The following is a 23913-nucleotide window of genomic DNA, read 5'->3' as shown; positions in this document are numbered from 1 at the left end:
TATGGAACAATATAAAGGTATACTAGTATTTGCAGAGCAACGCAATGGCATCGTTCAGAATGTTGCCTTTGAGTTGCTTGGAAAAGCCCGCGACCTTGCCGATTCAATCAACGAGCAGGTAACAGCAGTACTCCTCGGTAAGGGAGTAGAGCCACTCTCAGAGCAGCTCATCCATGCTGGTGCCGATAGAGTGCTGGTGGTAGATCACGATCTCCTCAAGGATTATATCACAGAGCCCTATGCCGAGGCCATCTGCCATATCGTCCACACCTACAAGCCCGAGATCGTACTTCTAGGTGCTACCACTATTGGTCGCGACCTTGGTCCAAGACTTTCGTCAAGGCTTCACACCGGTCTTACTGCCGATTGTACTTCACTCGATATCAATGAGGAACGCAATCTGCTCATGACCCGTCCAGCCTTCGGAGGTAACCTTATGGCTACCATCATCTGTAAGAACAGCCGACCACAGATGTCTACCGTTCGTCCAGGCGTGATGCGCCGTAAGCCAAGCGATGCCAGTCGTAAGGGTGTGGTAGAAAAGGTAGAGGTGCCCTTTGATATTGAGAAGTGCCAGAGAGTCCGCCTGATCCGTAAAGAGACAGAGACCAAGACACTCATCGATATCACCGAGGCCAATGTATTGGTTTCTGGTGGCCGTGGCGTAGGTACCGGCAATGGCTTCAGCAAGCTTCAAGAGCTGGCCGAGACCCTCAATGCCGAAGTCTCCTCTTCACGTGCTATGGTCGATGCCGGAATCATTGGTCACGAGCGTCAGGTTGGCCAGACCGGTAAGACCGTTCGCCCTGACCTCTACCTAGCCCTTGGTATCTCAGGAGCTATCCAGCACTTGGCCGGTATGGAGGAGAGCGAGTACATCATCGCCGTTAATAAAGATAAGTTCGCACCTATCTTCCAAGTAGCCGACCTCGGTGTGGTAGGCGACCTCCACAAGATCGTCCCTATCCTTACTCAGAAACTCCAAGCTCTCCAAGATAAGGAGCGTTGAGATGATGGAGTATCAGACCATTAAAGTGGATGGTAATGGGGCTATCACCACCATTACCATCCACCGTCCCGAAGCCCTCAATGCACTCTCTACCCGAGTGCTCGAGGAGCTCGGCGACGCCCTCAATCATCTAGCCCCCTCCACCCGCGTGCTTATCATCACCGGGGCGGGTCGCAGCTTTGTCGCTGGTGCCGATATCAGCGAGATGTCGCAATTCACCCCCGAGGAGGCACTCACCTTCGGTCAGCGTGGTGCCAAAGTCTTTCGCCAGCTAGAGCTTCTTCCCATCCCTGTGATTGCCGCTGTCAACGGCTTTGCACTAGGCGGAGGGTGCGAACTCGCTATGGCGTGCGACTTCCGTATCGCCTCCGAAAAGGCCAAGTTCGGTCAGCCCGAAGTGGGACTCGGCATTCCTCCCGGCTTCAGTGGTACCCAAAGGCTACCCCGCCTAGTAGGTGCCGGAGTGGCGAGTGAATTGATCTTCACCGCACGCATCATTCCAGCCGATGAGGCCTTGCGCATAGGGCTCGTCAATAGAGTGGTAGCACCCGAAGAGCTTCTACCCACCGTGCAAGCGATTGCCGAGGAGATCGCCGCTAAGTCACCCCACGCCGTTGCCCTCTCCAAGATGGCGATCCAGCGTGGTCTGCAAGCCGACATCGATACCGCCATCGCCATTGAAAACCACCTCTTTAGCAACGCCTTTGCCTCTCCCGAGCAAAAGGAGGGGATGAGTGCCTTCCTAGAGAAGCGGACCCCAAAGTTTTAGATTCCAAAACCAATAATAAACAACAAGATATTATGAAAATCGTAGTACTCGGAAATGGCACCATGGGTGCTGGCATAGCACAGACTATGGCACAGAAGTCTCTAGAGGTGACTATGAAAGGTCGCTCTACAGAGTCCCTAGGCAGAGCTATGGCTCGTATGGAGAAAGGACTTAATCGTCAGGTAGATAAAGGACGTATGACCGCAGAGGATCGCGATGCCATCCTCGCTCGCATCACCACCACTACCGACTTTGAGCAGGTGAAAGATGCCGACCTCGTGATTGAGGCAGTGAGCGAAGAGATGGAGGTGAAGAAAGAGATCCTCACCCACCTCTGCTCTATCCTACAGCCCGAGGCGATCATCGCCACCAATACCTCCTCCCTCTCTATCACCGAGCTAGCAGCGGCTACCAAGCGACCAGAGAAGGTGATCGGTATGCACTTCTTCAACCCTGTGCCAGTGATGAAACTGGTAGAGGTGATCACTGGCCAGCTCACTAGCCAAGCCACCCTCACCACCGTGCTACAGCTCTGTGAGCAGCTCGGCAAGGTGGCAGTGAAGGTCAATGAAGCCCCTGGATTTGTAGTCAATCGTATCCTGATCCCTATGATCAATGAAGCGATTGGTGAATATGCCGATGGTGTTGCTACCGTGGAGGAGATCGATACCGCTATGAAACTGGGTGCCAACCACCCAATGGGACCACTCGAGCTGGGCGACTTCATCGGGCTCGATGTATGCCTTGCTATTATGGAGGTGCTCTTCAATGAGTATGGCGACCCTAAGTACCGCCCTCATACATTACTTCGCAAGATGGTTCGTGCCAACCTCCTCGGCCGTAAGACCGGTAGAGGCTTCTACGACTACAGCAAGTAACCCTTATCTTACGATACCCACATCGGATGGTGAAGTGGCTCATGAGCTACTTCACCATCTTTTTTTGCCGATTGTTACTTTAGGAGCCCATGAACCGTACAAAATTTTCTGTTCTGAGAAGCCAAAAGTTTAGTTGCAACTAAGCAATTGCCGAGATGCAACTAAGCTTTTGCTGAGTTGCAACTAACCGATTGCTTAGTTGCATCTCAGTTGACGGTTTTATATGTTGTTGGATATCAAGGGGTTCTGAAAGGCGATTTTGGTGCTTTGAAACCTACTCTTTTTTATAGTACAGATGACCTTTCAGATGGGGCAAATTGGTGGAAACAAGAATTGGAATACTTAGGTTTTACCGATGCCTGAGTAGGGTGGGGGTTAGAGGGTGTAGAGGTGGAGCAGCTGGGTGGCGATGGCATCGATGCCGAAGGAGCGGACGGTGTCGGCAATCTGCTTTCTATCTTTTGGAGTGGGTGTGTGTACCACGGCACGAGCCATGGCGGTGGTGTCGTATGGCTGAATGAGCTGACCATTGCCACTCTCTGGGCGAATGATATCGGGGATCCCACCTACGCCAAAGGCGATGGCAGGGGTGCCACAAGCGATGCCTTCCACAAGTGTTTGCCCAAGCGTCTCGTATCTTGAGGTGGAGAGGATGGTGGAGGCCGTTAGGTAGAGCTTTACCAGCTCCTCTCCCTCGGCTCGGGGGATATGTCGGTAGGGGATTGGTATCTGCTCTAGTAGAGACTTATCTTTGATTTGCCCCACCAAGGTGATGCTTGCACTGCTTGCCCACTCTTCGGAGAGTACCTTTGCTTCTCGGAGCATTTGCACTAATAAATCGGGTCCTTTCACGGGATCATCAATGCGTGAGGCAACGAGTAAGAGACTATTCTCCTCCTTCTCCTCGACAGTGTTTGGGCAAAACCGCTTCAGGTCTATCGGATTGTGTAGCACCGTGATGGCACTCTTACTAAATAGGGGCGAGGCATCGGCTGCTTTTGCCACCGCATTACTCACCGCCACGAGGTGTATTTGCTCAAGCGGAAGATCCTTTTTCGCCTGAAAAAGCCTACTCGAATGGTCCTGCTTGCTTTTGCTACCTAGAAGCGGACAACTTCCACACCCCACGGTGAATCTTTGGCAAAAAGAGGTCTCGCCATCTACTCCTATGGAGTAGGGGATATGGCAACCGCCCGTGAGTGGCCAGAAGTCGTGGAGGGTCCAGAAGAACCGTTTTCCTTTTATGGAGAGCAATTCTGCTAGACCTTTGACGGATAGAAACCCTTGCTGTACCCAATGAATATGAACCACCTCCGCCCACGCCACCCATGGGTGGTGAGCAATGTCCAGGCCATAGCGGGCGGTGGAGAAGCGAAAGAGGTTTTTCGGTTGGTAGCCGACAGTACGGAGCGTATCTAGGCGGTCGGCAAGGAAACTGACCCGATGTTGCCAACCAAACTCTGTGATGGTGAGCATACGTACCTCCATCCCCGCCTGTGAGAGGAGTGCCATTGTTCGCTGGCACGCCACTGCAGCACCACCCCCACTCGGGTAGGTATTGAGGAGGAGTATTTTCATCACTCTATAATCTGAAAGCCAATTCCTTGTGCTGCCTCTGCCCATTCCCCCATCTCACATCTCCGGAGCTGGTACTCCGAGGGCTCGTATGGGTAGTGGTATTCTCGCCGAAGGGTTTCAAACTCTTGGGATCGCTCCCTAAGGGTACGGTCCACTCCTCTGATGCCAAAGGTTTGTAAGAGTGCCTCCCATAGAGGTTGGTCACTAGAGAGATGTAGTAGGGGAGCGCTCAAGGGGGTTGGGTAGAGTGGCTCTGAGCTACTGAGCTTTAGTCCGAAGTGCTCCAAACCATGCTCTATGCAGGTCCGCGCGCCATTGGCCTTCCCCTGAGCAGAGAAGCCAGCGATGTGCGGTGTGCCTAGCCAAGTCTGCTTCAGTAGCTCTTGCGAGATATTTGGCTCCCCCTCCCAGCAGTCCATCACTAGGTCTGTGATTTTGCCTTCACGCAAACCCCTCAGTAGGGCCGAGGTATCGGTCACTGCACCACGACAAGCATTCATGATGATCGGTTTCCTTTGGAGTAGATCTACCAACCTATCATCTAGTAGGTGCACGGTCTTATCCTCCCCCTCCTTAATAAGTGGTACGTGAAAAGCAATGATATCGGCCCTCGTGGCTATCTCTTGGAGCGAGACAAAGCCTGCCGATCCCTCTGCCCTTGCCCGTGGAGGGTCATTGAGAAGCACCTTCATCCCCAGCGCCCCCGCATTTCGTGCCACCCTACGCCCTACGTTGCCCACTCCTACAATTCCTATCACCTTGCCACGAGGGTCCCACCCACACTCCACCGCCCTAAGGGCTATGGCAGTGGCAAAGTACTGCGCTACCGCCTCGGCATTACAGCCGGGGGCATTGTACCAAGTGATGCCCGCCTGGTGGCAGAAGTGGGTATCGATGTGGTCAAAACCGATCGTCGCCGAGGTGATCAGCTGCACCCGAGAGTGCTCCAGAAGCGCTCGACCGCACTTCGTGGTACTCCGAATAATCAGCCAATCCGCCTCCTTCACTGCCTCCGGGGCAAACTCCTCCGAGGGGAGGTAGGTCACCTCCCCAAGCTCCTCCGCCACTCCCTGGATGTAGGGCACCGAGCTCTCTGCTACTATCTTAAGCCGTTTCATACGCTTTCTCCGCGCCTCCCCCTTCCTCTCCCCAAAGGTACCATTTTATTCCGATCCCCACGCCCTCCTTTACCAATCAATATACCTAGTATAGGGGAGAATAGAGTTGCTGGAATTTATTACCTTTGCAATAAACAATAACAATTCGTTAAATTAGTAAAATATGATTAGAAGTGTGTCGTGGCGTTATATGCCAATCCTCCTTATTCTGATGCTTCTATTGCCGGCTAATGTGTGGGCACAATCTAAGCATCATCTAAGCGGGGCGGTTTACGAAATCTCAAATGGTGTCAAGGAGCCTCTCCCTGGAGCTACGGTTTCGATTCCCGCTTATGGAATGGGTGCGATAACCTCTGTAGATGGTGCATATCATATCAAGGAAGTGCCTTCGGGTAAGGTGCGACTAACGGTTTCCTTTATTGGCAAAGTGACCATTGATACCCTTCTTGTGGTGAGTGGTGATCAGCGGCTCGACTTTGTGATGCGAGATGAGGATTTTAGGCTAAAGGAAGTGGTGGTGACTGCACAGTCCAGTAAGGCGGGGCAATCCACATCATCCAAAATCTCCACAATGGCAATGGAGCACCTACAAGCGGTGAGCCTTTCTGACTTAATGTCGCTCTTGCCTGGTGGTATTTCTACTAATCCTTCCCTTTCTACTGCAAGCCAGGTGACTATTCGCTCGGCAGGTGGAGATGATAATATCAATGCTTTGGGAACGGCTATTGTGCAGGATGGAGCTCCTATCTCCAATAATGCCAATCTACAGGTGATGAATCCTTCTGTAAGAGGAGGCACCTCGACTTTATCGGGTGGCGCTTCTCCAGCGGGTGGCTTTGATACTCGTCTGCTCTCTCTGGAGAGTGTGGAGTCGGTAGAGGTGGTACGAGGTGTCCCCTCTGTATCTCATGGCGACCTTACCTCAGGCGCTGTCTTGATTACCTCCAAGGCGGGCCGGGCCCCTTTAGTGATCAAGGCACGTACTAATCCCAATCTTTACCACTTCTCTGCTCACAAGGGCTTTTCTTTTGATAAGAATGGAGGATCCCTCAATGTGAGTGGCGAATATGCGAGGAATACTAGCTCGCCAATCTCTTCGTACAATTACTTTACTAGGGCGGTTGGTAAGCTTCTCTATTCGAATACATTCTTTGACGGCAAATGGCGTACCAATACCTCTTTGGATTTATGGTACGGACGCGATAAGCGAGATCGCAACCCTGATGATGCCGCAAATGAGCTGGAGTCGGATGGCCGTAACTTGAGATTTGCGATGAATAGCAATGGTACTATTAACATTGACAAAGGGTGGCTGAAGAATATTAAGTATGTGGTGTCGGGCAGTTATTATGATAAGTATAGCTTCCTTACCCAGCTCTATACTTCTGCGACGGCTCCATATTCTATGACCGATGTTGATGGTGCCGTTATTGCCAATCAGCCAGGTAGGGTGCTCTACGATGTTTCGGGAAAGCCACTGACCAAGTATGATGGGGTAGATCCGACTCACTATGCTCACTACCTCCCCTCTAATTACAAAGGTCGCTATGATCTATATGGGCGTGAGTTGAGTTTTTTCTCTAGCGCAACGGCTACCTTTTTCGGTAAGCTAGGAGCTACTAATCACCGGATATTATTGGGCTTCAATTATTCAGTCGATGGCAATATTGGACGTGGAAAGGAGTTCTCACCTGAGTTTCCTCCATTTCGTAATATTGCAGCCCATAATGCTACATTTCGCCCTCGTCCCTATCGTGAGATCCCTTTTGTGCACGAGCTGGGTCTCTTTGGTGAGGAAAACTTTAGTTGGAAGATAGCCGATCGTCACCTCGTGAATTGGCAGGCGGGTCTTCGCTGGGATCAAATATCTCTCGTGGGTGGAAAGCTCTCCCCACGTACCAATCTCTCTATTGAGATAGTCCCCAATTGGCTCTATATAAGAGGCGCCTATGGAGTAACAGCCAAAATGCCTACACTCCTCTATCTCTATCCGGAGCGTGCTTACTTTGAGTACATTAATATAAATGAGATGGCTAGCGACCTTGAGGATAAAGCTTTTATGACTACTACCCGAGTATTTGATACCCAAAATAAGTCGCTAGAGATTGCTACAAATCGTAAAGTCGAGGTGGGCATTGACCTTAAGACACCTATTGGAAAATTGATGGTAACTGCCTATGATGAGCGTATGGATAATGGGTATACGCTTACTCCAAAGCACCAGCCAGTTATCTACAATGAGTACAAGCGTGTGACGGGACCTGATGGGCCACGATTTGAGCTCTCTGCCTCTAATCCAGTGCTTGCAACCTACTACAGCCCATCTAACCACTTGACTTCTTACCGTAGGGGGCTGGAGTGGGACTTGGCACTTAAGCGCATTGATGCTATCCGCACTACTATTTCGCTATCTGGTGCATGGGCTTGGTCCAAAAACTTTAATAATGGTTATGAGTACTATGATGGTAGAAGTAGTGAAGCGGGAGCACACCGTACCCATACCGCACTCTATGAAAAAGGGATGGAAAAGCATATCTATGAACAGGTGACTAGCTCTATCAGAGCTACACATAACATCCCAGAGCTTGGCCTTGTACTGACCCTCACGGCAGAGGCTATATGGCGTGAATTGGATCGCTACCAGATGGGTAACGATACTATCCCGGTTGCCTATATCTCTAAGGTAGATGGTAAGATATATCCTTTTGATGTGTCACGTGCAAAGGAGCCTGAGTTTTCATCTCTTTTGAGAAATAGAGATGATAGTATGTATATTGATGAGCTATTTCCACCTCTCTATAATTTCAACTTCAACCTTACCAAGGAGATTGGCGACTTTATGCGACTCTCATTCTTTGCGAATAATATGTTTAGAAGCTATCCAAGGGTGGAATCAAAGCGAAGACCAGGTACATTTTATAGCCGAAATAAAGCCTTTTTCTACGGTATTGAGTTGACAATTATTATCAAGTAAAAGTATAGTATGATGAATGCCAAATATACACATCACCCCTTTGGGTGGCTGCCATTGATAGCCCTCTTAATGCTCTCTTCTATGGGGTGTAACTCCTTTGAACAAGCTAGAAACACTGAGTTAGTGCAGCCTATTTCGGTGACTATTGTGGCGAATACTGCTATCCCCGACTTTGATTCGGCATCAGGAGCAAAGGTGGAGCTGATCAATGAATATGAGCAGGTGGCTTATTCTTATCCATTGACGGGTCATGAGACCAAAGTATCGGGAGTGCTACCTGGAATTTACTCTATCAATATCTCTGGTGAGACGGTAGGGGCTGATGGTGAAGTCTCTTACCCCAATGGTAGCCTACTCAACTATCCCCTTCTGCAAGATGGGTCACGTGTAGAGCTAGAGGTGTTGAACGGACGTTTGAGTCCCCTTGTGTTCAAGGAAATATACTACTGTGGTTCACCCAAGCGGTATTTCAGAGACCAGTTCTATGAGATATATAATAATTCAGATGAGGTCTGCTTCCTTGACGGTCTCTACTTCTGTGTCCTTTATCCAGGTACTGCGACTACAAAGTTGCCTATATGGCCTAAGGAGGATGCAGGAAAGTATCTATATACTGATCGTGTTTGGCGTTTTCCAGGCACGGGCGAGGAGTATCCACTGAAGCCAGGTGAGAGCTGTGTTATTTCCCAGTTCGCTGCCAATCACCAGCTAAGTATTTACAATCCTAATTCTCCCATTGATGGTAGCAGCTCGGAGTTTGAATTCAATATGTTTAATAAGAAATTCCCAGACCAGCCGGCGTATGATATGATCCACATCTTTAATGATGGCAAGGAGGCAATGGGGCGTGTTCCGCAGTACTTGACTACTGTTTTCGGAGGTGCGTATGTGCTCTTCAAGGTGCCAAAAGGGGAGAGTTACGACCCAGTCAATGACTTGTCACTACAAGCCAAAGACCTGAGCAATAAGCGCAACACAATCTATGCCAAGATACCTGTAGAGTATGTGTTAGATGGCGTTGAGGCAGTGGATAATGAAACAAAGATCAATGCTAAGCGTATGCCGAGCTTTATAGATGCGGGGATTACCTATGTCGGTAATACCTACATCGGGCAGGGTGTGGCTCGAAAGAAAGTAGGGCAGCGGCCCGATGGTACCCCTCTCTTGCAAGATACCAATAATAGCACCAATGACTTTGATAGAGGTGTTACACCGATGCTTCGGAGATATGGAGCAAAAATGCCAGCATGGAACCATTCATTAAAAAATAACAACTAGTAAAATGAGCTACAATCATAAGCGATATCAAATATTGTGCCTACTTCTATTCCTATCGTGTGCCAATGCCCTTATAGCTCAAGAGGTAAATAGCCTCTCTTCATTGGATAAGTTGAAGGGCGAGCAGCTATCTGCCATGCGCAATAATGCAGCAGGGATGGCACTAGAGAATGCTCAAAGGTACACCGTAGTCGGCTTGTCCGGAGCATTGCAAAAGGGCGACTACCACAGAGCAATGGAGGGCAAAAAGCTGTACGACCTTTCGGCAATGGCAGAAGGGGCCGTGCAATTGAATGGTTACCACCTTTGGGGAAGGTTTCAGTACGATAGAGAGATCGCCAAAGAGGTGGGATACAATGCTTCACTGATTCGGCCCTATCGTGACCTCCCATACTTTGTGGCCGATGAAAATCATAGTGATTGGAGAAATCAACTCTATCAGCTAGAGTTCAAGGCAGGTACTCCTGTATATCATCGCCTCCTATCTTTTGGGCTAGCAGCTGGCTATTCGGCGGAGCAGGGTGCCAAGCAACGGGATGTGAGATCACATAATAATGCGATGTCCCTCTATTTACAGCCATCACTCCTACTCTTTTTCAATAAGGAAACACAGCTTTCACTCCTCCTAAAGTATGCGTCGTACAAAGAGGAGAGCCGGATGCAAAACATCAATATATATGTGGAGCAACCCTATTATGAGATGTTCGGAATGGGAGGTGCTACGGCACGTATCGGTTCTGGGCGGGTTACTAATTACATCCGAAATAGTGTGGGAGGTGAGTTACAGTACAATATTGATACTGATTGGCGTACCTTGTTTTATCTTGGTTTTGAGAGCTCTGTAGAAGATGCAGAGATTAGCTTTACCGTCCCTCAGCGTACCGGTTCTCTCCTTGCAGATGCCTCTTTTGTGGGTTTCACTCTTCAGAGTAAGGAGAGCCCGTCACAGCATACTCTCTCTCTGCGTTACGATGTGAGTAAGCACAAAGGAATACAGTACATCGTAAAGTATGATAATACAGAAGCCTTTAAAGGCTATATTGAGCTGTCTCGTAGCGGTAGGTATTTGAAGCACCGCAATCACTTAGAGGCTTCCTATCAATGGTCGTGGAATAGTCAGCACCCCTACGAGTGGTTGTTGGGCTTGAAAGGAGCTGTTACTCAAACTTCGGCGGAGTACCTTCTTCCCCACTCGGAGTATGGGTATTCAATGGCATCGATTATGGGGGAGGTGCGTAAGGTAATTGTATTTGATAGCCCTTCTACCCCCACTCTCGACCTTTCCCTTACTGGAGGGCGTCTTTGGGCATTTGACTCTAATATAGAGCTCAATCAGCAGTATGTAAATTCATTTGTGGCTGAGCATATCACTCTGCCCGACTATCACTATATGGTGGCGGACCTGTGGAAGGGGGCTCTTTCTATCTCCTATGCTCAAAAGCCAGTATCCTCTAGCCGTGCAATGCTATACCTCAAGGCAAGATTGGGGTATACTCACCCATTGAATTCAAGTCTAGGTGGCCGTACCTCTGCACTTTGTTCTTTGGGCTGTTTTTTCTAACACTTATAACACCTACAACATGAAGTACAATAGAATATTATTGGGCATAATCGCCCTATTGATTAGTGCACTATCACTTATGGCACAGGTGGTGGAGACCCCAAGGGTGGTCACTCCCACTTCATTTGCCATTGTGATAGATAGTAAGAGCTATGCTAACGCCAAGGCAGCAGTTGATGCCTATCGAGATGTGGTGGAGCAAGATGGGCTTGGCACCTATCTCCTTATTCATGACTGGAGTAGCCCTGATGAGATCAGAGCACTTCTCCAACAGCTTCATCAAGACCCCTCCACTCCACTTGAGGGGTGTGTCTTGATCGGGGATATACCTGTAGCGATGATCCGAGATGCCCATCATCTCACATCGGCATTCAAGATGGATCCCAATAGGTACCCATGGGAGCGCTCAAGTGTGCCCAGTGATCGTTTCTATGATTGCTTTGGGCTAAAGTTTGTACCACTGCCGTATGATGGGGCAAAACCGGGTCTCTTTTTCTACTCCCTTTCGAGCGAAGGGGCACAAAGGATAGAGTCCGATATCTATTCGGCACGTATCCGACCCTATAATAGAGAGGGTGAGACGAAGTACCAGGCATTGACGAAGTATCTACAAAAGGTGGTGAGGGAGCGAACTAACCACTCTCAGAATAAGCTTGACCACCTTACTATGGCTCGTGGCCATGGCTACAACTCGGAGTCTAAGCAAGCGTGGGCAGGAGAGCAAATCGCACTAAGGGAGCAACTGGAGGGTGTGTTTCTGCCCACTGGGCGCTTTAAGGCCATCGACTATGATGATAAGTTCCCCGCAAAGTACTACTACCTAACCGAGGTGCAGCAGCCTGATCTCGATGTGATGCTCTTTCATCATCACGGAGCCCCCCAAAATCAATACATCAATGGATATCGAGAGGGGAGCAGTGTGGATATCTCTAAGGAGAATATAATGCTATTTGCACGTGCTAGAGCTAGGCGACTAAGGAAAGGGGAGACTCCTAATGAAGCGATCCAGAGGGTTGCTAAGGAGCTAGATATCCCCATCTCTTGGATCAGTGATACCTTTACTCCCGAGAAGGAAGCAGCCGACTCTCTATTTAATAGAGGCCTAGATATCTATATCAACGACCTCCGTGCTATTGCCCCTGCGGCGAGATTTGTGATGCTAGATGCATGCTATAACGGCTCATTTCATCTTGATGAAAATATTTCGGCAGAGTATATCTTTAATGAAGGAACTACTCTTGCAGTCCAAGCCAATTCTGTCAATGTTATCCAAGATAAGTGGCCAGATGAGCTGCTTGGGCTCCTCGCAAATGGGATGCGGTTGGGCTCGTGGCATCAGCAGGTAATGTACCTTGAGACGCACCTTATCGGTGACCCAACCTTTAGGTTCGTATCGGATAGCCAGCTAGTGCCAAGTAACCTTAGCCAGCAAGTGGTGCTAAGGGCTAGGGATGCCAATTACTGGTTGCAACAGCTACGTGTGCCTTCGGGAGATTTGCAGGCTTTGGCACTCAAGATGCTATACCGAATGGATTACCCACAAGTGTCGGATCTGCTCCTCAATGCCTATCGTACCTCAAATAGTCTGATTGTACGGACAGAAGCACTGAAGTTATTGAGTCAGATAAATGATGCCAACTTCGTGGAGGTGCTCAAGGAGGGGGTGCATGATAGCTACGAACTTATTCGGAGGATGAGCGTTGAGCTTTTAGGAAAGAATGGTTCGGACGCATTGGCACCAGCACTAGTAGAAAGTTTGTTGCAGGATAGCCACTGTAAGCGAATCGTATTCAAGCAGAGCGGTGCTCTCAAAATGATGGATGGTAACAGGCTCTCTCAAGAGCTTCGTAGCATCGTGGCACGCACACCTATATATCCTACAAGTCAGGTGGAGAAGCTACTCTCTGATATGCAGGTAGCTGACAGTGCACGGGAGCGTCTTCTACAGGAGCTATTGCCTCAGAGCAAGGATGCGAAGTCTGTGAAAGAACAGCTCTTTGCGATACGTAGCTGTCGTAACTCTCCAGATGCGAGGGTAGCTGAAGCCTTGATCAAGATTGCTCTTGACGCCTCCAATAGCGAGACGGTGAGAGTAGCTAGTATTGAGGCGCTAGGCTGGTATAATTATTCGTGCAAAGCTACAGAAATCAAAGAGCAGCTTTCTATCTTGCTTGGTGATTCTTCACAGCTCGTTTCTCACGAGGCGACAAAGAGTATCAAGCGACTCTCTCCTCATTAAGTACTTTGCTGTATCCTAATAGTTATGATCCCTTGTGGCGACACATTTGTCCTGCCACAAGGGACCATACTTATTTCGGCTACCACCACTTTCCACAAGATAGTATCCTAACAGTGGGGTGTAGACCTCTGGCGTTTTTGGAAAGGCTGGATGGGGTTGCGAAGGGTAGGGTAATCTTTGGTAGATTTGCAAGGGGGAACTATTGATATTGGAGAGTGAGGAGATGTGGAAGCTATTTTGTTGTATTTTACTGGGTGTGGTATGTGGTTGGCTCTTGAGGAGGCGACGGATTAGGGGGCTTAGCACTGCTTTGATGGTGGTGATCTGTCTGCTACTCTTTGTGCTGGGGCTGGAGGTGGCACACTCGCAGAGTGAGATGGCCAATATACTGGTGGTGGTAGGGATTGCTCTGGTGGTAGCTTTGTGCTCTACTGCAGGTAGTGTACTTATGGCGTGGCTCTTTGGACGTGGTAAAAAGGATCGGGAGGTATGAAGTCCAATCTTATATTGCTCGGTTCCTTTCTCCTAGGGCTCGCCTTGGGGGGCATTGATTTAGTTCCTACTGCTATTGTGGAGTCGGACTTGGGAAATTATCTGCTCTATCTGCTCCTGTTTTTAGTTGGCTTGAGTGTGGGGAATGATCGTGATACGATCAGAGGATTTAGGCAGTTATCTCCTCGCTTGCTGGCGTTGCCTTTCCTGACAATCATTGGAAGTATGTGTGGTGGGGTGGTGGCTGCTTTGCTCCTTGGGCAATCGCTCTATGAGATGTTGGCGGTATCGCAAGGGTTGGCTTACTACTCTCTTTCGAGTATCCTTATTACGGAGAAGCTGGGGATTACGCTAGGTGCTGTTGCGCTCTTTTCCAATGTGTTTCGTGAGCTCTTGACACTCCTTTTGGCTCCGCTCTTGGTAAAATACCTCGGTCCTCTTGCCCCTATTGCTGCTGGCGGGGCTACGACGATGGATGTGACACTTCCAGCCATTCTCAACGCCTCGGGTAAGGAGTACTTGGTGCCTGCTATTTACCATGGCTTTGTCTGCGACTTTAGTGTGCCGATCATAGTGACACTCTTCATTGAGTTGTCTATAGGATAATAATAAGGCGTACCTGGAGACCCAGATACGCCTTATATATATGTGTCAAGTGTGCTTCCGCTTAGGGAATGATGCAGTAGTTGGTGGCAAGTCCGCCTTCGGAGGTCTCTTTGTAAAGACTTGGGAGGTCGTGCCCTGTCTGCTTCATCACTTCTACCACTTGGTCGAAGGTAACTCGGTGGAACCCATCGGAGAAGGCGGAGAAGGTATTGCTATCCAATGCACGGGCGGCAGCAAAAGCATTGCGCTCGATGCAAGGGATTTGCACCAAACCACATATCGGGTCGCAGGTGAGACCTAAGTGATGCTCAAGCGCCATCTCGGCTGCATACTCTATCTGATTGAGGCTTCCTCCAAAAAGTTGGTTGGCGGCAGCTGCTGCCATAGCACACGCTACACCCACCTCACCTTGGCAACCCACTTCGGCACCAGAGATGGAGGCATTGGTACGGGCGAGGTTGCCAATCAGTCCGGCTGTGGCAAGAGCTCGGTGGATCATACGATCGGGAAACTCACGGGAGGTCTGTAGGTGGTAGAGTACCGCTGGTACCACACCCGACGAACCGCAGGTGGGGGCGGTGGCGACCACGTGACCGGAGGCGTTTTCCTCCGAAACGGCGAGTGCGTAGGAGTAAACTAGCCCACGGCTACTGACATTGCTCTTATAGCCTTTGGCGCGAATCAGGTACTCGCCAGCTTTGCGACGCAGGTTGAGCCCTCCTGGAAGTACTCCATCGGATTCTAGCCCTCTTTGGACAGCCTCTCTCATCACTTGCCATACTTCGGCAATGTGATCCCATACGGAGGGATCGTCGTACCGCTCCACATACTCCCAAAAGTTAATCCGATGCTGCTGGCAGTAGACCATAATATCTGTGAGGGTGTGGTGAGGGTAGATCTCATCATGGCGGCTCTCATCAAAGCTCTCATTGGCCAATGAGCCACCACCGATACTGTAGACTTTCCACTCGTCGAGTACCTTATCACTCTCATCGAGTGCCTCAAAGAGCATTCCATTGGTGTGGAACTCTGGCACAATCGTGGGCTCCCAAAGAATCTTAGTCGGTGCTAGTGGCTCTAGCACATCGAGGATCGCTACATCGGTCATGTGCCCCTTTCCAGTGGCGGCAAGAGAGCCGTAGAGGGTGACTCTAAAACGGTTGGGAAGGCTACCCTCAAATCGCTTGGAAAACATCTCTGCTGCCCGCCTTGGCGCCATAGTATGGCTACTCGATGGCCCGTGTCCTATCTTATATATTGTTTTTATTGTCTCCATATTGTCTTTATAAACCGCTTCTTGGTATGCGAAAACTTCCTGCAAAGGTACCACTTTTTGTTGTGACTTCCTATTCGCTTTTTCTGTCAGGTTGGGAGGAGGAGAACTTCAAGATATTAGCAAGTGCTGATTTGGTAGATTTAGCAATTGTTATTATCTTTGCCATATGAAGGTGCTTTGGTGGTTATTCGACCATTAAGGTTAAAAGGGAAACAGGTGAAAGTCCTGTACAGTCCCGCTGCTGTAAGTCTTACCAAACGCTCTAGCGTAAACCACTGTGAGAGTAGTCTCTTATGGGAAGGAGCTGGAGACGGAGACAAGTCAGAAAACCTGCCTTCAATGTGCATTTTGTATCTCTCTCGAGGGTTGGAGAGGTGCCACAGAACGACTTAGTCTAGTCAATTCCCTTTCTTTGACCGCAACACGAAGAGGGCTAAGATTGCTGATGTGGTGATTTGATCAGGAAGATGAGCGTGAATCTGTGAAGCTTCACGACATTGATATGCACAGCAATGGAGCAGCAGAGAGTGTACACTTCTGCCTTTAGTGTCCACTCAAGCCACTCTTGGAAGTGGATGTCGTGGTTTTGCAATCATCGCCTCGCATCCACTTCCTTTTTATTTGTCACTTTTGGGTAGGTTTACTTAACCCACACGATTTTCTGATGTGTGGGAGACGTTTTACAAGAAAGAAATGGAGAAGTTTGAGTGTCAGGGGTTACGCTTTAAGAAAGATGGACCTCGGCAGAGGTCCGACGGATCCTAGCCCCCGAGTCGGAGGGGGCAAACGCCCCCGAACGACCGGGGGATTAACGGCCACCCACCGCCTATTTCACGACCCCTTGCGGGTCGGACAACAGAGCCTAGGAGATCGCAATGTGGTTTCCTGAAAAAGGTTGACTCGGTTAATGTTACGTTGTTATTAATCCTGCTTTATGTTGACTTTCTAGCCTTTAGTCCTGTGAGGGGTTGACTGGAGGGCGTAGCCCGTAAGGAAACCCCTCACAGGACTAAAGGTACCAAAACTTGGGCACCTATCCTATTTTTTGATTTTCAAGGTACTCCTCTCTATAGCTTTTCCACCTCTTGGGGATTTTCCCTTTGCACTTTGAGGCTTCAACAGGTGTCATATAGTCGAGACTCATGTGAGGCCTTTTTGTGTTGTAAAACTCTATGACTGAGGTTAATTCAGCCTTTGCCTCTTTGATGGTTTTAAAACGTTTGCCTTTTAAGAGCTCATTCTTTATAGTGTTATTGATCCTCTCTGCTTGTGCATTATCTTTGGGATCTGGGGTTTCTGTCATACTTATATCTATGTCATTCTTTTTAAGAATATCCACATACTGGTGGCTGGCATACTGGCAGCCTCTGTCTGAGTGATGAATGAGCTTATCGTTAGCTTTACCATTCGATTTAAGTTTCTTAAGTGCCTGATTTAGAGCTTCAATAGGGTACTTAGTGTCTAGGCTATCGCCTAGGCTCCACCCGACAATTTCTTTTGAGTATGAGTCTAAGATCACGGATAGGTAGCTAAACTTATGATGTACTCCGTCATAATGGATGGGGATATACGTTATGTCGCTCACCCATACCTGATTAGCTCTTTCTGGTATCATATCTTTTACGAGGTTACCATAGAGCTTAAAACCGTGATTGGAGTTGGTGGTTCTCGGCTTTCTTTTACGTTGCCTTAGCTTCAAGCCGTGCTTGTCTAGAGTGTCAAGAAAACGGTCTCTCCCTAGTGGAGTCCCCTCCTTAAACTCTCGCTTATACATATGCCACAGCTTCTTACCGCCCATGCCAGGGGCTTTCTCTCGGGTCTCAAGAACGTACTCAACAGCCATCTCTTCAAGTGCCATATTGGCATGAAGTTTTGACTTTTTTCGCTTGTAATAGGCTTGCTTACTTACACCAAACAGGTCGCAAAGGAGCTGTATTGTATATTTCTTCAGATCCTGTGCGTGCAAGCGATCTACCGTTTGGTGCCAGCTTTTTTTCTTATTTGGATGCGGAAATTCTCTTCTGCCACATTGATTAATTCATTCAATGCATCTGTCAAAACAGTCTGCCTAAAAAGCTGTTTTTCAAGCTCTTGAACCCTTCTTTCTAAATCAACTGAGCTTTTCTCAGGCGCCCCGCCTGACGCCCCGCCTGACGCCACATCCGAATAATAATACCTGCGATATCCGCGGTGCTCTTCTTGTTTCTTCTTTTTCTTCGCCTTCATCTCTATAACTTCGTCTAACCCAGAATCTAGGTACCTATGAACCCACTCCAGGATCGTAGTCCTTCCAATAGGGACAAGGTGTGAAATCTGGGTATAACCTAAGTTTTCCTCAAAATAGAGGTGAATAACTCGGTCAAAATAAATCTTCTGGAGTTGACTCCTTTTTACAAACTTACTCATAAAAATCTATCTATGAGTCAACTTTTTCTAGGACAAGACACAATAATCTTGGAATAGGTTGTCCGACCCGCAAGGGGTCGTGGATTATGGTCGCCTTATTTACCCCCATTCATCGGCTCTACGAGCCTCGAATGGGGGCTAGGATCCATCAGACCTCCCACGAGGGGAGGTCATTCATAGTAAGACTCTTTCTAATGCGCAACCCCTGCTTAATCTTCCGAGTTCCCTTGCTTAATGGCGATGCGGAGCTTTGCACTACGTGCACGAGGATTGAGGGCGATCTCCTCTTGGGAGGGGAGGATGGGCTTGGCTTGTAGTGGTTTGAGGGGGGTGATGGGAGCACCAAAGGTGTCTGTTTGGCGGATACCCTCAATATTTCCAGTGCGGAAGAAGTGCTTAACGGGTCGGTCCTCGAGTGAGTGATAGGTGATGACCACAAATCGCCTCTCTGGTGCTAGAAGTTGGCAGCCATCGCTGAGTAACTGGTGAAGTGCCCCTATCTCATCATTGACAGCGATCCGGAGAGCTTGGAATAGCTTGGCTAGCGACTGCTTATCTCTCTCTGGCACTACTGGTGCCACTGCGGTGAGTAATTCTCCAATAGTAGAGAGCTGCCCACGCTCCGAGGCCTCTTTGAGAAGTGTAGCGATACGGTAGCTCCCCTTGAGCTCGCCATAGGTGGCGAGGAGAGCCCCAAGCTGGTCGCGATCAAGGGCGGTGATCAGCTCTGCAGCGGTTTGCCCCCCTTTGCTATTCATTCGCATATCAAGGGGACCATCGAAGCGAAAGGAGAATCCCCTTTGCTCATCATCTAGGTGGTGGCTAGAGAGCCCAAGGTCTGCTAAGATGCCATCTACTTGCTCAATACCGTAGAAGTCCATAAAGTGGCGGAGGTGGCGGAAGTTGGTGCGGACGAACGTAAAGCGTGGATCCTCAATGTGGCACTCGCGGGCTGCATCGGGGTCGCGGTCTAGTCCGAAGAGATGCCCCTTTGGGGAGAGTGCCTCTAGGATGCGACGTGAGTGTCCACCGCCACCAAAGGTGCAGTCAATGTAGATACCATTGGGGTCGGTGACTAATGCCTGGACGCTCTCCTCGCACAGCACTGGCACATGGTACCCTTCCGCACGTATCACCTCTTCGCTCTTCATCTACCTATAATCTCCATAAGGGTGGGGAAAAATCCAACCCTCTCACCATATAACTCTAGTACACGGGTCACGAGTGGGTCTTCAACTAGCTCAAACCCCTCAAGTAATGCGGGGGAAGTGAGTTCAAATTGGAGGGCAACAGAGACACCATCCTCCACCGGAGTAGGGATCCTGAGTAGCTTGGCTGCACTCCAGCCCTCTCGCTCCGACCAAGCGGGGAAAAGGCGGTGCTCCACGTAGTAGAGTAGGTCGCCACTACAACTACGATCACCGCTAATAGTCACATTATATAGATATCCTTTCATAGCCCAAAGGTACCAAAAAAAGCACAATCCCAACTCGCTAGTAACCTCCAAATAGGAATCACAAGCAATATACTGCTCGATACAATAGAGGGTGAAAGTGGAGGGCTATTCTCCCTGTACCTTACCACCAAAAAAACAAGGCCCGAGAGGAGCAAAAGTTGAGATGCAACTAAGCGATCGATGAGATGCAACAAAGCAATTACTTAGTTGCAACTAAACAATCGCTTAGTTGCATCTCAATTTTGCCTTTTATAGTTCGCTGTATTTCAGCAAGTTGCAAAGGTGCTTTTTTGACTTTTTAATGCGCCACATTATTGGTTATTCGTCCGATTTAGGGTTGGGGCGCGTGAGCTGTCTTTCTATTTTTTTGTGTGTCTCTTGGACTGGTATAGAGAGACTGTCGGCTAGAAAAGGGTCGAAGGAGCGTTGTGTGGGTTCTTTCTCCTTAATTTTGGTTATATTTGTATTCTAAAAGTATCATTATGGGAATAGATAAAGCACTTAAGGTGGGGGATAGGGTCCGATTTATGGATGCCACTGGTGGTGGTGTGGTGCGTAGAGTACTCCGCAGTAGTGGGGTAGTCTATGTAGAGGATGAGAGTGGCTTTGAGGTGCCGGTGCTTCAGTCTGAAGTGCTGAAGGTGGAGGGACCAGAGACTAGTTTGTCGTCGAAAGAGAGTCCACTTCCTTCGCCTAATAAAGCGACCTCACAGCCAGAGATTCGCCCTACAGTGAAACGCAGTAGTGACTCAGAGGGGGAGCGACTGAATGTATCGCTATGCTACCTTCCTGAGGAGGGAGGCCAGATAGGGCATTGTCGCTATGAGGTTTATCTGGTGAATGACTCCAACTACGACCTCTTTGTCGCCTATAGCTCGGGTCGCGGGGCAGAGCAGGAGCTGAGGTATAGCGGGGTGGTACCCTTTGATAGCAGTGAAGAGCTGGAGAGCTTCGACCCTTTGGAGCTACCAGAGCGTAGTCGGACAACGGTGCAGCTACTTGCCTTTAAGGAGGGTGGTATCGCCTACCAACCTAAGCAGGCGATGAGCTTTGAGCTGAAGATAGATGGTGCTCGATTTTTGAAGGAGGGTGCCTTCGTGGAGAGCCCTTACTTTGATGATGGGGCGATCACCTTTGAGCTAGTAAAGCAGGATCAGCCACTGGTGACTAAAAAGGTGGAGGCAGAGCAATTGGCTAGCGAGATGATGCGGGCTAAAGTGCAATTGGATAGCCCTAAGAGAAGAGCTAGAAAAGGTGTCGCTAGCCACAAGGGGGAGCCACTAGTGGTAGACCTCCACATTAATGAATTGGTGGATAGTACCCTTGGCATGGAGCCTAAGGATATGCTTGAGATACAGCTTGAGAAGGTGGAGGAGGTACTCCGTAGCCGACGCAAGCCTAATCACGTGGGGGAGAAGGTAATCTTTATCCACGGTAAGGGTGAGGGGGTGCTGAGGAAAGCGGTGTGGGACTTAATCCATCGGAAGTTTCCTCGCCACGATTTGCAGGATGCCTCTTTCCAAGAGTATGGCTTTGGTGCCACTCAGGTAACTATTAGATAAGAAATTGATTCAATATATATTATGGGTGTAGAGATAGAGCGTAAGTTTTTACTCAAGACGGGAGCGTCACTTCCGGAGAGTGACGAGGTGCTAAATATTCAGCAGTCTTATGTGGCAAAAGGGGAGGGTGGAGAAGGCGCCTCGGTGCGGGTCCGTTTGGTCAATATGGAAGAGGCTTTTCTAACCATCAAGCAAGCTTCTAGGGAAAACCTAGCGGTGCGGAGTGAATTTGAGTACCCTATCCCTGTGGAGGACGCTTTGGAGATTATGGAGCTGAGCCCTTTTACAAAGGTGGTGAAGCAACGTCATATCATCGTGATCGGTGAAAACAAGTGGGAGGTGGACTTTTTCCTCGAGGAAAATGAAGGCTTGATCGTAGCGGAGTTGGAGCTCCCATCAGTGGATACTGAGGTGGAGTTGCCGGAGTGGGTCGGTGAAGAAGTGACGAACGACAAGAGATACCTCAATAACTACCTAGCAGTACACCCCTATAGTACATGGAATAACTAATCTAAAATATAAAGTGACTATTATGAAGAGAAGATACTTACTTACTTTGCTCGCTATGGTGCTAGTGGCACCATGGGCAGTGGCAGATGGAGGAATGTGGATGCTGCAATTTTTGAAGCAGCAAAACCTAAAGCGGATGCAGGAGATGGGCTTGAAGCTATCGGCTGAGGAGATCTATAATCCTGGTCGGGGGGCTTTGGGCGATGCCGTGGTGCAATTTGGCGGTGGCTGTACGGGGGAGATTGTCTCGAGCCAAGGTCTGGTCTTTACCAACCATCACTGTGGTTATGGTGAGATTCAGAGCCATAGTTCGGTAGAGTCCAACTATCTCCGCGATGGCTTTTATGCGCCTACCCTCAGGGATGAGCTCCCCAATCCGGGGCTGAATGTGACGATTGTGGAGGAGATTGTTGATGCTACGGACTATCTCAGTCAGTATTTGGAGAAGGTAGGGGAGCAGGACCCTCTCGTGTATATGCGTCGTGGTTATCTGCGTAAGGTGGCCGAGCAGTGGTATGTGGAGAATAGAGGAGCACTCACAGCAGGGGTGACCTTGGATATGGCTCCTTTTTATGAGGGCAATAGGTATTATCTCTTTGTGAAGAAGCAGTACTCGGATATCCGCTTAGTGGCAGCACCACCTAGCTGTATCGGTAAGTTTGGTGCCGATACAGACAACTGGGAGTGGCCTAGGCACTCGGGTGACTTTTCGGTCTTCCGAATCTACACGGCACCCGATGGTTCGCCAGCAGAGTACTCAGCCGAGAATGTGCCTTTGAAGCCTAAGTATTACCTCAAGGTGAGTGGCAAGGGGGTAGAGGAGGGTGACTTCGTGATGATGATGGGCTTCCCAGGCACTACCAATCACTTCTACACTCCTAGCGAGGTGCGGGAGCGTCTGGAGGTGGATAACCAGATCCGAATTGACCTTCGTAAGGTGCGCCAAGAGGCAATGTGGGAGGAGATGATGAAGGATGAAGCGGTCAATATCCAATATGCTGCAAAGTATCAAGGTTCGACCAACGCTTATAAGAATGCGATTGGCACCAGTTGGGCAGCACGTAAGAAGAACTTTGAGGCGGTGAAGCAGGAGATGGTGGATCGCCTCCTTGCCTACAGTAAGCAGCAGAATAAGCCTGAGTATGCCGAGGCGGTTGCTAAGATAGAGGCGATGGTGAAGGAGCGGGCTACGCTCCGGGCACTCGCCAAGATCTATGAGGAGGGGCTCTGGAGAGCGGTGGAGACGGCTAAGGCTCCGCTGATCAAAAGTGATGAGGAGTTGAGGCAACTTCGTGACCCACAGGCGGCCGCTAAATGGTACGATGAGGTGATCCTCGGCTACTTTGACAAGGACTACAATAAGGAGGTAGATCGCAAGGTGACCGCTGCGATGTTTGAGGCGGTGCTGAAGTACATTGACCGTGTGACGGAGGGGCAGGAGCTATCGATTCAATTGCAAACCCCTTTTACTATCCGAAGCTTGATGGAAAGTAAGGACTTGGGTGCTATCTTTGATGAATCGATCTATTTCGATAAGGCGAAGATGGTGGAGGTACTGAGCTCTGAAGGGGGTGAGGTGGCCTATGCGTTAGACCCTGTCACTTTACTCGCTTTCTCAGTGCGTGAGGATATGAAGACTATCTCCAAAGCACTCTCGGAGTATGACCGTGACTTTGCTCTAGCTCGCCGTACCTTGCTACAAGGAATGCTGGAGATGGATGGGGAGATGAACCTTTGGCCTGATGCCAATCTTACACTTCGCTACACCTTTGGTCAGATCAAGGGTTATGTGCCTAGGGACAATGTCTATTATGGCGCTCAGACCACTATGGATGGAATTATGGAGAAGTGGGATGACGAAAGCCCTGAATTTTATCTCCTCCCTAAGGTGGTGGATATCTACCGTAATAAGGACTTCGGGCGCTGGGCTCTGCCAAATGGTAAGATGCCTGTGAATATTGTGGCAACTACTCATACTACCGGTGGAAACTCGGGTTCGCCTTTGGTGAATGGTAAGGGTGAGCTTGTGGGCATCAACTTCGACCGCAACTGGGAGGGCGTTGGTGGTGATATCGAGTATCTGCCCGATTATCAGCGGAGTATTATCCTAGATGTGAGATATCTACTGATGATATTGGATAAATATCTAGGGGCTGATAGACTGATGAATGAGTTGGATATCGTTGAGTAAAAAGTGGATT

At 49.3% G+C, this 23913-nt stretch carries 19 protein-coding genes and 1 riboswitch; of the genes, 12 read left to right on the top strand and 7 right to left on the bottom strand.

All coding sequences use genetic code 11. The features are described 5' to 3' along the window. The first annotated feature begins 1 nt into the window (after position 1). Genes MWL85_RS07985 through MWL85_RS07975 form a run of 3 tightly spaced genes read left to right on the top strand, consistent with a single transcriptional unit; the run spans position 2 to position 2656 of the window. The gene (locus MWL85_RS07985) at positions 2-1009 is read left to right on the top strand and encodes an electron transfer flavoprotein subunit alpha/FixB family protein (RefSeq protein ID WP_244400319.1); all 1008 of its coding nucleotides are present in this window, start codon (positions 2-4) and stop codon (positions 1007-1009) included. A 1-nt stretch (position 1010) separates the two neighbouring features. Further along, positions 1011-1778: an enoyl-CoA hydratase-related protein gene (locus MWL85_RS07980; protein WP_244400318.1), complete on the top strand. Its 768-nt coding sequence runs from the start codon at positions 1011-1013 to the stop codon at positions 1776-1778. Positions 1779-1810: 32 nt separating this feature from the next. Further along, entirely contained in the window at positions 1811-2656 is an 846-nt protein-coding gene (locus tag MWL85_RS07975; protein ID WP_244400317.1) for a 3-hydroxybutyryl-CoA dehydrogenase, read from the top strand. Between the two features lie 375 nt (positions 2657-3031). Here the strand turns inward: MWL85_RS07975 and MWL85_RS07970 are convergent, their stop codons facing one another. Together MWL85_RS07970 and MWL85_RS07965 are read right to left on the bottom strand one after the other, a co-directional pair. Continuing rightward, positions 3032-4234: a glycosyltransferase gene (locus MWL85_RS07970; RefSeq protein WP_244400316.1), complete on the bottom strand. Its 1203-nt coding sequence runs from the start codon at positions 4232-4234 to the stop codon at positions 3032-3034. After that, positions 4234-5352, bottom strand: a complete 1119-nt coding sequence (locus tag MWL85_RS07965) for a 4-phosphoerythronate dehydrogenase (protein WP_244400315.1) — start codon at positions 5350-5352, stop codon at positions 4234-4236. The genes MWL85_RS07970 and MWL85_RS07965 overlap by 1 nt, the downstream gene beginning before the upstream one ends. Before the next feature lie 163 nt (positions 5353-5515). Between MWL85_RS07965 and MWL85_RS07960 the strand changes: the two genes are divergently transcribed. The 6 genes from MWL85_RS07960 to MWL85_RS07935 all read left to right on the top strand — a co-directional run bounded on the left by MWL85_RS07960 (position 5516) and on the right by MWL85_RS07935 (position 14502). Continuing rightward, positions 5516-8326 (top strand): TonB-dependent receptor, encoded by a 2811-nt coding sequence (locus tag MWL85_RS07960; RefSeq protein WP_244400314.1) that lies wholly within the window; start codon positions 5516-5518, stop codon positions 8324-8326. Positions 8327-8335: 9 nt separating this feature from the next. Next, on the top strand, positions 8336-9604 hold the full coding sequence (locus MWL85_RS07955) for a DUF4876 domain-containing protein (RefSeq protein ID WP_244400313.1): 1269 nt from the start codon (positions 8336-8338) through the stop codon (positions 9602-9604). Between the two features lie 4 nt (positions 9605-9608). After that, positions 9609-11165, top strand: coding sequence for a DUF6850 family outer membrane beta-barrel protein (locus MWL85_RS07950; protein ID WP_244400312.1), 1557 nt, complete (start codon positions 9609-9611; stop codon positions 11163-11165). 19 nt (positions 11166-11184) lie between these two features. Continuing rightward, positions 11185-13404 (top strand): HEAT repeat domain-containing protein, encoded by a 2220-nt coding sequence (locus MWL85_RS07945; RefSeq protein ID WP_244400311.1) that lies wholly within the window; start codon positions 11185-11187, stop codon positions 13402-13404. A 223-nt stretch (positions 13405-13627) separates the two neighbouring features. Next, positions 13628-13897 (top strand): LysO family transporter, encoded by a 270-nt coding sequence (locus tag MWL85_RS07940; RefSeq protein ID WP_244400310.1) that lies wholly within the window; start codon positions 13628-13630, stop codon positions 13895-13897. Beyond that, positions 13894-14502, top strand: a complete 609-nt coding sequence (locus tag MWL85_RS07935) for a LysO family transporter (RefSeq protein WP_244400309.1) — start codon at positions 13894-13896, stop codon at positions 14500-14502. Before MWL85_RS07940 ends, MWL85_RS07935 begins: the two co-directional genes overlap by 4 nt. Before the next feature lie 61 nt (positions 14503-14563). Here the strand turns inward: MWL85_RS07935 and MWL85_RS07930 are convergent, their stop codons facing one another. The 5 genes from MWL85_RS07930 to MWL85_RS07910 all read right to left on the bottom strand — a co-directional run bounded on the left by MWL85_RS07930 (position 14564) and on the right by MWL85_RS07910 (position 19640). Next, positions 14564-15778, bottom strand: a complete 1215-nt coding sequence (locus MWL85_RS07930) for an L-serine ammonia-lyase, iron-sulfur-dependent, subunit alpha (RefSeq protein WP_244400308.1) — start codon at positions 15776-15778, stop codon at positions 14564-14566. Between the two features lie 153 nt (positions 15779-15931). Next, positions 15932-16130, top strand: a riboswitch (cobalamin riboswitch). Positions 16131-16811: 681 nt separating this feature from the next. Beyond that, positions 16812-17744, bottom strand: coding sequence for an IS3 family transposase (locus MWL85_RS07925; RefSeq protein WP_244400171.1), 933 nt, complete (start codon positions 17742-17744; stop codon positions 16812-16814). A 5-nt stretch (positions 17745-17749) separates the two neighbouring features. Further along, entirely contained in the window at positions 17750-18184 is a 435-nt protein-coding gene (locus MWL85_RS07920; protein ID WP_244400172.1) for a hypothetical protein, read from the bottom strand. A gap of 209 nt (positions 18185-18393) precedes the next feature. Next, on the bottom strand, positions 18394-19335 hold the full coding sequence (gene rsmH / locus MWL85_RS07915) for a 16S rRNA (cytosine(1402)-N(4))-methyltransferase RsmH (RefSeq protein ID WP_244400307.1): 942 nt from the start codon (positions 19333-19335) through the stop codon (positions 18394-18396). Then, entirely contained in the window at positions 19332-19640 is a 309-nt protein-coding gene (locus MWL85_RS07910) for a DUF4286 family protein (RefSeq protein ID WP_244400306.1), read from the bottom strand. Before MWL85_RS07910 ends, rsmH begins: the two co-directional genes overlap by 4 nt. A 482-nt stretch (positions 19641-20122) precedes the next feature. On the opposite strand from MWL85_RS07910, the gene MWL85_RS07905 reads away from it, so the two are divergent. The 3 genes from MWL85_RS07905 to MWL85_RS07895 are packed head-to-tail and all read left to right on the top strand — an operon-like array spanning position 20123 to position 23903. Next, complete coding sequence (locus tag MWL85_RS07905) at positions 20123-21202, top strand: Smr/MutS family protein (protein ID WP_244400305.1); 1080 nt, start codon at positions 20123-20125, stop codon at positions 21200-21202. Between the two features lie 21 nt (positions 21203-21223). Further along, on the top strand, positions 21224-21712 hold the full coding sequence (locus MWL85_RS07900; RefSeq protein ID WP_018027956.1) for a CYTH domain-containing protein: 489 nt from the start codon (positions 21224-21226) through the stop codon (positions 21710-21712). A gap of 22 nt (positions 21713-21734) precedes the next feature. After that, positions 21735-23903 (top strand): S46 family peptidase, encoded by a 2169-nt coding sequence (locus MWL85_RS07895; protein WP_244400304.1) that lies wholly within the window; start codon positions 21735-21737, stop codon positions 23901-23903. The last annotated feature ends 10 nt before the right edge of the window (positions 23904-23913 follow it).

This window comes from Porphyromonas somerae, from assembly GCF_022845615.1.
GTDB classification, from domain to species: Bacteria; Bacteroidota; Bacteroidia; order Bacteroidales; family Porphyromonadaceae; genus Porphyromonas_A; species Porphyromonas_A somerae.
The sequence above is the reverse complement of the archived record's forward strand: the minus strand, read 5'-3'. Positions and strand labels throughout refer to the sequence as shown.